This is a genomic window from Achromobacter sp. Bel (assembly GCF_012928505.1).
Taxonomy (GTDB): domain Bacteria; phylum Pseudomonadota; class Gammaproteobacteria; order Burkholderiales; family Burkholderiaceae_B; genus Achromobacter.
Map to the genome: position 1 here is coordinate 24,379 of NZ_JABBJN010000011.1, position 13,063 is coordinate 37,441.

Below are 13,063 nucleotides of genomic sequence, written 5' to 3' on the forward strand. Positions count from 1 at the left end.
CATGGAAACCTGGAAACCCGTCGCCCAGGTCGACGAGATCTCGTCCGACACCGGAACCTTGCGCGTCGTTCTCGACGGCGAGGCGGTCTGCCTGTACGACCTGCAAGGCGAAATCTGCGCTACCCAGGACCGCTGCCCGCATGGCAACGCCAGTCTGGCGGAGGGTTATGTGGAAGACGGCACGATCGAATGCCCACTGCATCAGGGCGTATTCGACATCCGCACCGGCAAGCCGCAATGCCCGCCCGTCACGACGGATCTGCGCCGTTACGCGGTGCGGGTCGAGGCGAACACCATCTACCTGAAGGCGGAGGCCGCGTGAGCGCGGGCGCCATCGTGATCGTGGGCGCCGGGCAGGCGGGCGGCTGGGCCGCCGCCACGCTGCGCGAGCGCGGCTATGCCGGCCGGGTGGTGCTGCTGGGGGACGAACCGCATGCGCCCTATGAACGGCCGCCCTTGAGCAAGGCCGTGCTGGGCGGGCAGGCGGCGCCCGAGAGCACGGAACTGTTCTCGGCCCAGCGGCTGGCCCAGCTGCAGATCGAATTCCAGCCGGGCGTGTCCGCGACGCGCCTGCGGTTGCCGGAATGCCGGGTGGACACGTCCGATGGCGGCTCGCTGGGCTACGACAAGCTGATCCTCTGCATGGGTGGCAGGCCGCTGGTGCCTGCGCTGCCTGGCGTCGACGGCCCCGGCGTGCATGTGCTGCGCACGCGGGACGATGCCATGCGCCTGCGCGCGGGCCTGGGACCCGGCAAACGCCTGATCATCGTCGGCGGCGGATGGATCGGGCTGGAAGTCGCGGCGACGGCGCGGCAGATGGGGGGAATGGTCACGGTGCTGGAGCAGGCGTCGCGGCTGTGCGCCCGTAGCGTGCAACCGGGTGTGTCCGCCCACCTGGCTGCGTTGCATGCCGCGCATGGCGTGGATATCCGGGTCAAGGCCGGATTGCGCGCCGTGGTGGCGCAGGCCGACGGCAAACCCGTGGCTGAACTGGTCGACGGCACCCGTATCGTCGCGGAGGCGGTGGTGCTTGGGGTGGGCTTGCAGGCTAACGATGCGCTGGCGCGCCAGGCGGGCATCGCCTGCGAACGCGGCGTGCTGGTGGACGAGTATTGCCGCACGTCGGCGCCGGACGTCTACGCCGCAGGCGACGTGGCGGTCTCCGTTCACGCCGCGGCCGGCGGCCGGGTCCGCCTGGAATCCTGGCAGAACGCACAAGACCAGGGCAGGGCGGCCGCCTTGTCGGCGCTGGGCGAGACGGCGGCATATGTACCGACCGGTGCCGTCTGGTCGGAGCAGTACGACGCCATGGTGCAGATCGTCGGCTTCCCGGCACTGGCGGCATGCGAAGTATTGCGGCCACAGTGCAATGGCCGGGAGCTGCTGTCCATGGCGCTGGATGACGGCGGCCGCCTCGTGGCGGCCGTGGCGGTGAACGCGGCGCGGGATCTCCGCCAGCTGCGCAAGTGGATCGCGCAAGGCGCGGTCCTGGACCCGGCGTTGTTGCAGCGGCCAGACGTGCCGCTGGCCAGCGCCCAGATCGGATGAGGACGCCTTTGGAACATTCAAACCACTCCGTGCAGGTCAAGGCTGCTTGCGTAGCGGTCGTCCTGGAGTTTTTCCATGCGCTGGACACCCGTCGCCACGAGGCCGCGGCGGCGCTGATGGCGCCGGACGGCGTCTGGGTGCGGCAAGGCAAGCGCCTGTGCGGGCCGCAAGACGTTCTGGCCGCGCTGAACGCCCGCGCGCCCGAGCGCACGACTTGCCATGTGGTCACCAACCTGCGCCTGACCGCGTGGGACGGTGCGCACGCCACCGTTGCCTATTTCCTGACCGCTTACGAGAGCGTGCCGCACGAGCAGGGTGGGGCGCCCAGGCTGGTCGCCATCCGGGACTGCCAGGACGCGTTGGTGGACACCGGCGTCGGTTGGCGCCTGGCCGACAAGCGTAGCCGGCGTCATCTGCCGCCCGAACCCCAACCTGAATAGAAGCCCGCTCTTCAAGAGGCGGGATAAGCAAGAAAGCCAAGGAGACAACATGGATACCCCCACCATCAAGGCGCTGGCGCGCAGGCTGGACGAAGCGGAACAGAGGCGGACCCAAGTGCGTCAGCTATCGCTGGACCATCCGGACATCACGATTGCCGATGCCTATGCGATCCAGCGCGAATGGGTTGCGCAGAAGATCGCGGCCGGCCGTCGGCTGGTCGGGCACAAGATCGGGCTGACGTCGCGCGCGATGCAGCTGTCCTCGCAGATCGACGAACCCGATTACGGCGCGTTGCTGGACGACATGCTGTTCGCCGACGGCGCCGAGATCCCGCGCGACCGCTTCATCGTGCCGCGCGTCGAGGTGGAACTGGCCTTCATCCTGGACCGGCGCCTGCAAGGGCCGGGTGTGACCTTGTTCGACGTGCTGGACGCCGTGCGCTACGTGATTCCCGCACTGGAGATCATCGATGCGAGGTCGCACCAGATCGATCCCGAGACCAAGCGGCCGCGCAAGGTATTCGACACTATCGCCGACAACGCGGCGAACGCCGGTGTGGTGATGGGAGGCCGGCCGGTGCGCGTGGGCGACATGGACTTGCGCTGGGTGGGCGCCATGATGTCGCGCAATGCGGTCATCGAGGAAACCGGATTGGCGGCGGGCGTGTTGAACCATCCGGCCAACGGCGTGGTGTGGTTGGCCAACAAGCTGGCCGAACACGACGTCACGCTTGAAGCCGGCCAGATCATCCTGAGCGGATCGTTCACGCGGCCCGTCTTTGCCCAGGCAGGCGACACCTTCCATGTGGATTACGGTCCGCTGGGTTCGGTGAGCTGCCGCTTCGTGTAATGCAACCGCCAGGAGACGCCTGACCCGTTCGAATCCAACCACGCGCCCGACATACCTACAACGCAGCGGACGCGCGTTTATGCATCCCTCAGGAGACAACCCATGAACCCCTCGAAGACTCTCATCCACTTGGCGGCAGCGGCCTGTGTGTCGCTGACAACAGGCGCCGCGCTTGCGCAGCAGGCCGACTGGCCCGCGCACGCCATCACACTGGTCGTGCCCTTTGCCGCCGGCGGCGGCGGCGACACGCTGGCCCGCCTGGTGGCCGAACCGCTGTCGCGCGAACTGGGCCAATCCATCATCGTGGAAAATCGGCCGGGCGCGGGCGGCAACATCGGCGCTTCCATCGCCGCGCGCGCCAAACCCGATGGATACACGCTGTCCTACGGCACCAACGGCACGCAGGCCATCAACCACTGGCTTTATAAGTCGCCCGGTTATGCGCCCGGCGACTTCGAGCCGATCTCGCGCTTTACCGTCATTGCCGCGGCGCTGGTGGTCAACGGCACGGACGACCGGTTCAAAACGCTGGCGCAGCTGCTTGACTATGCCAAGTCGCATCCCGGCGAACTGACCTGTGGGTCGGCTGGAAACGGCACCTCGTCGCACCTGGCCTGTGAACTCTTGAACCAGATGGCGGGTATCCGTGTCATGCACATTCCGTACAAGGGCGGCAGTGCGGCCATGACGGACCTGCTGGGCGGGCGCATTTCGTTCCTGATCGATGTGATGCCCAATGTATCGGGGCAGATCGCCGCCGGCAAGCTACGCGCGCTGGGCGTCACCACGCCCGAGCGGGTGGGATCGAACCCGGATGTTCCCACGATCAGCGAAGCCGGCGTGAAGGGCTACGAGTTCTTCGCCTGGGATGGCCTGTACGCGCCGAAGGGCACGCCCACGGCCGTGCTGGACAAGCTGAATGCCGCTGTGAACCAGGCATTGCAGCGTCCCGACGTCCGCAAGTCGCTGGAGTCGCGCGGCGCGGTGCCGTCGCCGACGACGCGTCAATCCTTGGCGGACTTCGGCGCCGAGGAATACACGCGGCTGGGCAAAGTGGTGAAGACGGCGGGCGCGGCGATCGACTGATCTCCCCGAAGGGACTTGCAACGCAAGCTGTCAGCGGCGGCCGCCCGCTGGGGTGGCCAGCCGGCCGGCCGCCGCCATTTGATAAGGGTGCTTACGTCCGGTTGCCGGCGGAGGCTGTCCGGTGCAGGTAATGTCTGCGTAGTTCTCCCGTGCCGCGCGGCAGTCCCTCGTGCAAGGAGTCCTGGCATCCAGAGATAAAGGCACCCATGCATTCTTCGTCGTCGTCATGCAAGACCGCCAACCGCCACAGTCATCCGTCTCATTGGCGGATGAGCTGGCTGCAAGAGCGCAAGCAGTTCGTCAAAGCCCTGTTGTCCAACCCCTCGGCCATCGGCGCCGTGTCGCCTTCCGGCCCGGCGCTGGCCGCGGCCATCACCGCCTCGGTGCCTGCCATGGCGGGCAAAGTCCTGGAATTGGGTTGCGGCACGGGCGTATTCACCCGCGAACTGCTGCGAAGGGGCGTCCATCCTTCCCGCCTGGTCCTGGTCGAGCAGGATTCAGGCATGAGCTCCAGCCTGCGGACGCAGTTTCCCGAAGCGGCCGTGCTGGAGGTGTCGGCGCAAGACCTGTCCCGCCATCTGCATCCGGAACTTGACGGTATCGACGCCGCAATCTGTGGCTTGCCGCTGCGCAACATGAGCGGGGCGCACCACCATCAATTGCTGACCGCCGTCTTCGAGGCCATGCGGCCTGGAGCGGCCATGCACTTCTTCACTTATGGCGTACGGTGCCCCATCTCCAGGCACGTGCTTGACGCCTGCGGGCTGTCGGCGCGCAGAGAGCGCTTCGTGCCGCTGAATCTGCCGCCCGCGTCTGTGTACAGCCTGAACCGGCGGTAGACGGCAGAAACCAGATTTGCGGACACGCTAGCCGCTAGCCGCGCGGCTTAATGTCACTCGCAACCCTGGACCGAAATCACTGTCTTTATTGCGCATCGCGAAAGTGATATTCAATCCATGCGTATGTGCGATGCGGCGCGCGATAGACACCCCCAGGCCGCTACCTGCCTCCTCATTTCCGGCGGCTCGCAGAAACCTGTCTCCCAGGCGAGGCAGCACTTCGGGTGAAACACCCGGTCCTTGATCATCGACCGTTATGAGCGAGGGTGAGAACGACAAACGCACCAGACCATGCCGCGGGCCATAACGGATCGCATTGTCCAGGATGTTCTTTAACATAATGATTAGGGCGTCTGTGTCTCCGGCCATCGGTATTGGCAGCTGACCCGGCGCCGGCCATTCGACGGCAATATCAACATCTCGTCGGTTGGCAATCCAAAGACAATCGCTTACCGCCTGCTTCGCCACGGCGCTCCAATCAACCGACCCGCGGAAGTCGGTGTGATTAGCGTTGTCCAACCGAGCCATCGTCAACAACTGCGACACCAGCCGGTCGAGTCGCTCCATCCCCCGGGTGACGCTCGTTTGCACTTGGCGCAGCTCGTCCGGGTCATGCGTGCGCTGCATGACGTCCCATTGCGCGCGCACCGCGGCCAGCGGCGTGCGCAGCTCATGAGCGGCATCCGCCGTCAGCCGCCGTTCTTGGTCGATCAGCGCTCCCACTCGGGCCAGCAATCCATTCATTGCCGCCACGAGCGGCTTGAGTTCGCCCGGGACGTCCATCATCGGCAATGGCGTGGCGTCTTCCGGACTACGCCGTTCCAGCGCGGTCGACAGCCTGCGGACAGGGTGCATCGCCTGGCGCACAGCGTAGATCAGCAGGGCGAGCAGCACCGGCAGCCCCAACAGCCACGGCAGAATCTGACCGGCGACATAGGCGATGACTAAATCGTTGCGTTCACCGATGCGCTGTCCGACGGCTACCCGCGTGTGGCCGGACGGATCGTTCAGGTAGACGAGCCGCCACGGTTCACCATTGACGACGGCAGCGGCGAACCCTTCGCGGTCGCCATCACGGGGAAACTGCATGGCTTCAGGGTCCAGAACCAGCGGAGCGCCTGAGCCGCGCCAAATGGCCACCGACAGATCGCCGAGGCCCGCGTCGCCCGAATCAGCAGACGATGACAATGGTGCCGGCGTCGGTTGCGCCGTGTCAGCAGGGGGGATCAGTGCGGAGATGGCAAGGGTCTGCTGCGCCAGTCGGACCATGTCAGTGTCGTAGAGCTCGTTGATTTCATGCGTGGCGCGCCAGTACGTGCCACCAATGGTGATCAGCCACGCGATGGGCGTTGCCAGCAACACGGCAACGATAAGCCTGCGCTGCAGTGTCATGAATCGGCTTCCACTTGGCCTAAGGCGTAGCCCGAACCGCGCACCGTGCGCACGATCTTGGGATGGATCTTCTTGCGCAAGTGATGGACGAAAACCTCCAACGCGTTGCTCTCGAGCTCGGCGTCCCAGTCGTATAGCTTGTCGCGGATGAAGTCGCGCGTGAGCACGCGGTTTGGATGCGTGAGGAATAGTTCCAGCAGCAGGGCTTCCCGTGTCGTGAGGTCCACCTTCTGGCCCTTCCAATGCACTTCGTGCAGGGCGGGATGGTATTCAAGGTCGCCGTGACGCCAGACGGGCTCCGGCTTGCCTGCCACGCGCCGCGTCACAGCCCGAAGGCGCGCCGCCAGCTCGTCTAGAGTGATGGGCTTGATGAGGTAGTCGTCAGCGCCGGCATCCAGCCCGGCAATGCGACTTGCGACGGCTTCGCGCGCTGTCAGGATGACAACCGGCACGGTGCGTCCGGCCCGGCGCCAGCGGTTGAGCAAGGTCACACCATCTTCGCCGGGAAGGCCAAGATCGAGTACGACGGCATCGTAGTGCACGACGTCCATTGCCTGGTCGCCTTCCCGGCTGTTGGTGAACCAATCCACGGCATAGCCCAACAGCCGTAAGCCGGATTTCAGGCCGTCGCCAATGAGCGGGTCGTCTTCAATGATGAGAATTCTCATTTATCGCGTTCTCGCCTTGTTTGACTGAGATTACCACCGCGCTACTGGTTAATTTCTCATTAAGGTTCGATGCCTAAGCTGCGGCCCATCGTATCGGGAAATCGAGTGCTCAGCATGGAACCAGGCATGCCCCAAAACAAATATTGCGCGCCGTCCACGTGGACGGCAAGGGCGCCCCGACCTCGGGATCTACCCGCAACGCTGCATATCCACCCTGTGGAAGATCCCATGCGCGCGCGCATCGCATCCTACATCCAGCGACGTTACCAACAGCGATTCGGCGCCACGCTCAAAGAATGGCTGCCGATCCTGGTCAGCGTCCAGAAAGACGGAGAAATCCTGGCGGCCGCGGGCTACCGCAGCGCGGACGATCCTTTGTTCCTTGAACGTTATCTGTCTGCGCCTATCGAGCAGTACGTGCGTGACCAGGACGCACCGGTGGCGCGCAACGTCATCGTCGAGGTCGGACAGTTCGCCGCTGTCCGGCCTGGCGCTGGCCGATTGCTCGTGCCGCTGCTGGCACGGCATCTGCACGGCGAGGGGTTTGACTGGGCCGTGAGCACGCTCACCATTGAGCTGCACCATCTGTTCAGCCGGATGGGGCTGGCGCATCAGCCTATTTCGGCCGCCACCTGGGGGCATTTGAACGAGCAGGAACGCAAGGACTGGGGCAACTATTACGCGCATGCGCCCACGGTGTTCGCGGGGCGACTCAATGCCATTCTTGATCGCCTGCCGGAGCTGCACGCATGAACGCCTCCGACTTCTTTACGCTATTGCGAGAACCGGTTCGCGCGCGCACGTTGGCGGTGCAGTCCTCGGCCGAGTCACTGGACTATGCCACCCTGGTGGAGCGGGTGGACAGACAGGCCGGTTTATTGGCGGCGCAACGGGGGGCCGTGGTCGCCTCGTTGATGGACAACGGCCCCGACTGGATCGTCCTGGACCTGGCCTGTCTGCATGCCGGCATGGTTCACGTGCCGTTGCCGCTGTTTTTCACGCCGGGCCAATGGCGCGACACGCTGGATGCCGCGGGTGTGAATACCGTTGTCGGGCCGGCTACGCTGCAGCCCATGCTGCAGGCGTTCGGCTTTGAACGTGCCGCGCAAGGGCTGGCGCAGGCTGCCATGTTCCGTCGCGGCGTTCCCGCCGTGTCGTTGCCGCGAGGTACGGCGAAGATCACATTCACCTCCGGGTCGACGGGTAGCCCCAAAGGTGTGTGCCTGGGCGCCGGCGAGATGCTGGCGGTTGCTGACAGCCTGGCACGCGCGACGCGGCCCCTTGATATCCGTCGCCACGTCACGGCGCTGCCGCTGCCGGTCCTGCTCGAGAACATCGCCGGCGTCTACGCGCCGTTGATTGAGGGCGCCACGGTGTGCGCGAACGCTTTGAAAGACGTGGGACTGCAGGGATCATCCCGCTTTGATCCCGCCGTCTTCCACCGTGTGCTCGTGGCATCCGGGGCGCAAAGCGTCATCGTTCTGCCGCAGATGTTGCGCGCCTATACGGGCTGGCTGGCGGCGGCTGCGATTACGGCGCCTGAAACGTTGCGCTTTGTCGCGGTGGGCGGCGCGGCGGTAGGGACCCACCTGCTGGAAAGCGCTCGCGCTCGCGGGGTTCCCGCCTATGAAGGCTATGGCCTGTCTGAAGCCTGCTCCGTGCAAACCTTGAACCTGCCCGGCGCGGACTGCCCTGGCTCGGCGGGCCGGCCATTGCCTCATGCGCGCGTGCGCGTGGCCACCGACGGTGAAATCGAGGTGGCCGGCACCCATGCGTTGGGGTACCTGGGTCAGCCCGCTACCCCTGCGGCATGGCTGCCGACGGGCGATTTGGGCAGCATGGACGAAGACGGGTTTCTGCATATCCGTGGACGCAAGAAGAATGTGGTGATCACGGGATACGGACGAAATGTGTCGCCCGAATGGGTCGAACTTCGGTTGGCGAACCAGCGCCTCATTGCCCAAGCCGTCGTGCTGGGCGAAGGCCAGGCAGAACTGGGCGCGGTGATCTGGCCGCTGGGCGACCCGGAAGACAGCGATATCCAGGCTTGTATTGACGACGCCAACACTGGCTTGCCCGACTATGCCCGGATCGGGCCCTGGATGCGCGCCCGCGCCGAATTCTCTTCAACGAGCGGCCTTGCGACGGTCAATGGACGACCGCGCCGCGAGGCCGTCGCCAAGCTACATTTTGATCTCTTTTTCAAGGACTTCCGCTCAACCGCTGATGTGGACCCATCATGACCTATTTCGAACAGTTGCTTGATCAAACCCGGGAAGCCCGGGAGTCGTTGGTGGCCACGCCCATCATCCAGGAGTGTCTGCGCGGCCAGGTAGCGCTGCCCGCCTACGTGGCATTCCTGCGCGAGGCCTATCACCATGTCAGCCATACCGTGCCCTTGATGTACGCCTGCCGCGCGCGCATGCCGGCTCGCCTGGACTGGATGCAGGAGGCGATCGATGAATACATCGAGGAGGAAACCGGCCACGACGCCTGGATACTCAATGATCTGCGCGCGCTGGGCCAGGATGCCGACGAGGTCCGCCGTGCGGGTCCTGGCGAGGCCACGGAGGTCATGGTGGCCTACGCGTACGACACCATCGCCCGCAAGAATCCGGTGGGCTTTTTCGGTATGGTGCACGTGCTCGAAGGCACCAGCGTGACGCTGGCCTTGAATGCCGCTGACCAGATCCAGCGCACGCTGGCATTGCCGCAGGCTGCCTTCAGCTATCTGCGGTCGCACGGCACGCTGGATCAGGAGCACACCGCGCATTTTGCCGAGCTGATGAATCGCCTGGATGACGACGGCGACCGGGCCGCAGTCGTCCGCGCCGCCAATATATTCTATGGACTGTATGGAGCAATTTTCCGCGCATTGCCGCAAAGCCAGCCCCATGGGAAGGTCGCATGAGCCCCCGCGATGCCTCTGTCGTGCTGACGGGCGCCGCGGGTGGTCTGGGCAGCGCGATCGCGCGCCGGCTTTTCGAGGAACGCGCCAGCTTGTTGCTGGTCGGCCGTAGCGAAGCGCCGCTGCTGGCGCTGGCGCAGTCGCTGAGCGTCGGGGCTCGCGACCGCTCGCGCGTGGACGCGCTGGTGGTGGACGTGACCACCGAGGCGGGCCGCGCCGCGGTCATCGACGCCGCCGGCGCCCGGAACGCAAACGTGTTGATCAACAACGCGGCGGTCGCTGCGTTCGGGCCTGCGCAGGCCCTGCAATCCGAACAGGTACGCCGGCTGATGGACACGAACGTCGTGGCGCCCATGATGCTGACGGCAGGAATGCTGCCGATGCTGTTGACGCGGCGGCGCGCGCAGGTGCTCAATATTGGATCCACCTTGGGCAGCCTTGGCGTGCCTGGATTTTCGGCCTATGGCGCCAGCAAGGCGGCGCTTCGGATCTACTCCGAGGCCTTGCGCCGGGAGCTTGCGGGCACTAGCGTGCGTGTGCAGTACTACGCGCCTCGGGCGATTGACACGCCGTTCAATTCCGCGGAGGTCCAGGCATTCAATAGAGAAACGGATTCCGCCAGCGATAGCCCCGAGAAGATTGCGCAGGGCGTGTTGCGCATGCTGAAAAGTGAATCTGTTCAACGCTACGCCGGCGGTTTCGAAGCCATCGCGGCGCGATTGAACGGTCTTTGTCCTGAATGGTTGGATGCCGCGTTCGCGAAGCATCGCCGCGCGTTGATGTCCTTGAAATTTCCTACTTGAGCCTCATCATGAAACAATATATTGGCTTGCGCAACGCAACCGCCGGCGTGCTGGCGGGCATGGCGTGTTTCTTCTCCGCGTTTGCGGTGGCGGCGTCCACCGATCTCGACCAGGGCATCCGTGCGCTGCAAGATGATTGGGCCGTGATTCAGTACAAGACCCCTCCCAATGAGCGCGCGGAGCGCTTCGAGGCCTTGTCGGTAGAGGCGCACGCTCTGACCGAGCGATACAGAAACAAGGCCGAACCGCATATCTGGGAAGGCATCATCCTGAGTTCTTGGGCCGGGGCCAAAGGGGGGCTGGGCGCCCTGGGCCTGGCGAAGCAGGCAAAGGCCGAGTACGAAACCGCCATTCAACTCGACAGCAGAGCGTTGGACGGGTCTGCGCTGAACAGCCTGGGCGTGTTGTATTACAAGGTGCCGGGCTGGCCCGTGGGGTTCGGCGACAACAAGAAGGCAGAGGCGTTGCTGAAACAGGCGTTGTCCATCAACCAGGATGGAATCGATCCTAATTATTTTTACGCGGACTACCTGGTGTATCGCAATCGCAAGTCCGAGGCGATTCCCTACCTGGAAAAGGCCTTGAAGGCCCCGTCCCGTCCAGGCCGGGAAGTGGCCGACGAAGGTCGTCGAGAGGAAGCCAGGGCGCTATTGAAAGAGGCCCGGTAATGCGTTGCACGCATTTTCCTTGAGATGTTCACAGGAAAAAAAGGAAAGCTGCCGCGATGACTGTGGGTACCAACGCACCCGCCAGCAAACCGAGCATACTGACCGCGCCGTTGGCAAAGCTGCCGCGCAGCAGCGCGACGCCCGCCGGGTTGGGTGCGTTGGCGATGACCGTCAGCCCACCACCGGCCACCGCGCCGGCCACCAGCATGTATTGTGCCTGGCTGGAGATTCCGTCGATAAGTGATCCCAGGTAGGTCAGCGCGGCATTGTCGGTAATGGCCGTCAGCGCCAAGGCGCCCACGAACAGCACCTTGGGTTCCAGCCCGCTGACGATGGGTTGCAGCCACCATTGCTGCATGCCGCCCAGCACCACCAGGCCGGCAAGGAAAAAGCCCACCAACAAGGCCTCTTTGATAATCAGCGGGCTTTGATGCGCCTTGTACGCTTGCGTGTACCCGATGAAGAACAGGAACAGGCCCAGGAAGATGACTGGGTGATGCGCGCTGAGCACGACAGCGGCCAGGAAGAACAGGTGCACGGCGATGACCACCGGCGACATCGGCGGGGCGGACGCGTTCAGCGACAGCACGTCGCCTGAACGCAAATAGGGCCGCAACAAGACTGTCACCAGCGTGGCGTTGACGACAACCGCCAACGCCGCCTTCCAGCCGAATGTGCCGAACATGAAAGCGCTATCCCACCCCCAGGTCGAGGCCACCATCAACACCGGCGGCGCGGCGTACGACGTCAGCGTGCCGCCAATCGAGATGTTGACGAACAAAACGCCCAGCGCCAGGTACTTCAGCCGTTCTGGCATGTCGCGATGAAACACCTGTGGCGCCAGCATCATTGCGGCAATCGTCATGGCGGCCGGCTCGGTGACCAGCGATCCGGCCAGCGGGACCAGCGCCAGGCACAGCCAAGCCTTGGCGGTCTGGTCTTGTACGGGCAACAGGCGTGCCACGCGTTCGACCAGGCGCATCACGACCGTCAGCACCGGCAAGGACGCCGCGATGACCATCACGACAAAAACGAAAGCCGGTTCGGTATAGTTGCGTGATTCGGCATAGGCAAGGGCCGCGCCGCCAGACGCGGCCAACGCCATCAGGATCAGCAATATCGCCGCCCAGAATCCGAACACGACTTCGACTTCACCCAGCAGGTGCAGCAGGCCGCCATGACGCTTACTGCGATGCGCCAGGCGCAGAAAAATCGGCGCTGAAAAGGTATGCAGCAAGGCGACGGCGAAAACGACGGCGGCAATGATCTCCAGCCCGGACTCTGTCACGTTTCAGTTCCTGTACATATAGACGGTGGATATTCCCGGGGGCTAGCCCCTGGGAGAAGACACTCGTGCAACTTCCACCCACAGGCGCGTCATGACGACGTGCCTGACCAGCTCGAAAAGATGCGCGGGCGCGCTGGCAGGCACCAGTACGCGCCGGATCAGCGCTTGCAAGTCTACCCGCACGCAGGGCAGTGGCGCTTTGCGCCCGCGCTGCCTCGACACCGTGCGCAGGCGCACGCGGCTTTGAGACGGCATGTCGATCTTCAGTTCGGCGTTCTCGGGCGCCAGCACCGCATGATGCAGCGCGTCCACCGTGGTGCAAACATACACCGAACCCGGCTGCGCAGCATCATCTTCGATCTGACGGCGCCATTCCTGCGAGCCTACCAGGGTGGACGTTGAACCTTTCTTGGGCAGGTCGAAACGCAGGTGGCTGAATTCAAGCAATTCAATGAATTCCACAAAGGGAAGCTCACGAACCACGGTCAGCGCCCCGTACGGCTTGTCGCCGGCACTATGCTTGGCCAATTGCCTCATGACACGCTCCCATCAATTGAAAGGGGGCCTGCCCGC

At 64.5% G+C, this 13,063-nt stretch carries 15 protein-coding genes; 11 read left to right on the forward strand and 4 right to left on the reverse strand.

The genetic code is table 11. From position 1 onward, the window contains the following. Position 1: 1 nt before the first annotated feature. From HG262_RS09450 to HG262_RS09475, 6 genes are all read left to right on the forward strand, one after another. Positions 2-322 carry a non-heme iron oxygenase ferredoxin subunit gene (locus tag HG262_RS09450; RefSeq protein WP_169270762.1) on the forward strand — a complete coding sequence of 107 codons (321 nt, stop codon included), beginning with the start codon at positions 2-4 and terminating at the stop codon, positions 320-322. Further along, positions 319-1,548, forward strand: coding sequence for an FAD-dependent oxidoreductase (locus HG262_RS09455; RefSeq protein ID WP_169270763.1), 1,230 nt, complete (start codon positions 319-321; stop codon positions 1,546-1,548). Before HG262_RS09450 ends, HG262_RS09455 begins: the two co-directional genes overlap by 4 nt. 8 nt (positions 1,549-1,556) lie before the next feature. Further along, positions 1,557-1,988 carry a nuclear transport factor 2 family protein gene (locus tag HG262_RS09460; RefSeq protein ID WP_248293301.1) on the forward strand — a complete coding sequence of 144 codons (432 nt, stop codon included), beginning with the start codon at positions 1,557-1,559 and terminating at the stop codon, positions 1,986-1,988. A gap of 49 nt (positions 1,989-2,037) precedes the next feature. Further along, on the forward strand, positions 2,038-2,838 hold the full coding sequence (gene hpaH, locus HG262_RS09465; RefSeq protein WP_169270765.1) for a 2-oxo-hept-4-ene-1,7-dioate hydratase: 801 nt from the start codon (positions 2,038-2,040) through the stop codon (positions 2,836-2,838). 102 nt (positions 2,839-2,940) lie between these two features. Further along, complete coding sequence (locus HG262_RS09470) at positions 2,941-3,924, forward strand: tripartite tricarboxylate transporter substrate binding protein (RefSeq protein ID WP_169270766.1); 984 nt, start codon at positions 2,941-2,943, stop codon at positions 3,922-3,924. Positions 3,925-4,193: 269 nt separating this feature from the next. After that, positions 4,194-4,763, forward strand: a complete 570-nt coding sequence (locus HG262_RS09475) for a methyltransferase domain-containing protein (protein WP_248293302.1) — start codon at positions 4,194-4,196, stop codon at positions 4,761-4,763. Positions 4,764-4,790: 27 nt separating this feature from the next. Here HG262_RS09475 and HG262_RS09480 read toward each other — a convergent pair whose 3' ends face one another. Together HG262_RS09480 and HG262_RS09485 are read right to left on the reverse strand one after the other, a co-directional pair. Continuing rightward, entirely contained in the window at positions 4,791-6,155 is a 1,365-nt protein-coding gene (locus HG262_RS09480) for an ATP-binding protein (protein ID WP_169270768.1), read from the reverse strand. After that, positions 6,152-6,823, reverse strand: coding sequence for a response regulator (locus tag HG262_RS09485; RefSeq protein WP_169270769.1), 672 nt, complete (start codon positions 6,821-6,823; stop codon positions 6,152-6,154). The genes HG262_RS09480 and HG262_RS09485 overlap by 4 nt, the downstream gene beginning before the upstream one ends. Positions 6,824-7,051: 228 nt before the next feature. On the opposite strand from HG262_RS09485, the gene HG262_RS09490 reads away from it, so the two are divergent. From HG262_RS09490 to HG262_RS09510, 5 genes are read left to right on the forward strand one after another with little or no spacing between them, the layout of a single operon-like run. Then, the gene (locus HG262_RS09490) at positions 7,052-7,576 is read left to right on the forward strand and encodes a thermostable hemolysin (protein ID WP_248293303.1); all 525 of its coding nucleotides are present in this window, start codon (positions 7,052-7,054) and stop codon (positions 7,574-7,576) included. Next, entirely contained in the window at positions 7,573-9,066 is a 1,494-nt protein-coding gene (locus HG262_RS09495; protein WP_169270771.1) for an AMP-binding protein, read from the forward strand. Before HG262_RS09490 ends, HG262_RS09495 begins: the two co-directional genes overlap by 4 nt. After that, positions 9,063-9,734 carry an iron-containing redox enzyme family protein gene (locus HG262_RS09500; protein WP_169270772.1) on the forward strand — a complete coding sequence of 224 codons (672 nt, stop codon included), beginning with the start codon at positions 9,063-9,065 and terminating at the stop codon, positions 9,732-9,734. Before HG262_RS09495 ends, HG262_RS09500 begins: the two co-directional genes overlap by 4 nt. After that, positions 9,731-10,534 carry an SDR family oxidoreductase gene (locus HG262_RS09505; protein ID WP_169270773.1) on the forward strand — a complete coding sequence of 268 codons (804 nt, stop codon included), beginning with the start codon at positions 9,731-9,733 and terminating at the stop codon, positions 10,532-10,534. Before HG262_RS09500 ends, HG262_RS09505 begins: the two co-directional genes overlap by 4 nt. Beyond that, positions 10,531-11,202: a hypothetical protein gene (locus HG262_RS09510; RefSeq protein ID WP_348984377.1), complete on the forward strand. Its 672-nt coding sequence runs from the start codon at positions 10,531-10,533 to the stop codon at positions 11,200-11,202. Before HG262_RS09505 ends, HG262_RS09510 begins: the two co-directional genes overlap by 4 nt. A gap of 28 nt (positions 11,203-11,230) precedes the next feature. On the opposite strand, the gene HG262_RS09515 is transcribed toward HG262_RS09510, so the two are convergent. After that, complete coding sequence (locus HG262_RS09515) at positions 11,231-12,490, reverse strand: putative Na+/H+ antiporter (RefSeq protein WP_169270774.1); 1,260 nt, start codon at positions 12,488-12,490, stop codon at positions 11,231-11,233. Between the two features lie 42 nt (positions 12,491-12,532). Next, complete coding sequence (locus tag HG262_RS09520) at positions 12,533-13,027, reverse strand: hypothetical protein (RefSeq protein WP_169270775.1); 495 nt, start codon at positions 13,025-13,027, stop codon at positions 12,533-12,535. Positions 13,028-13,063: the final 36 nt, after the last annotated feature.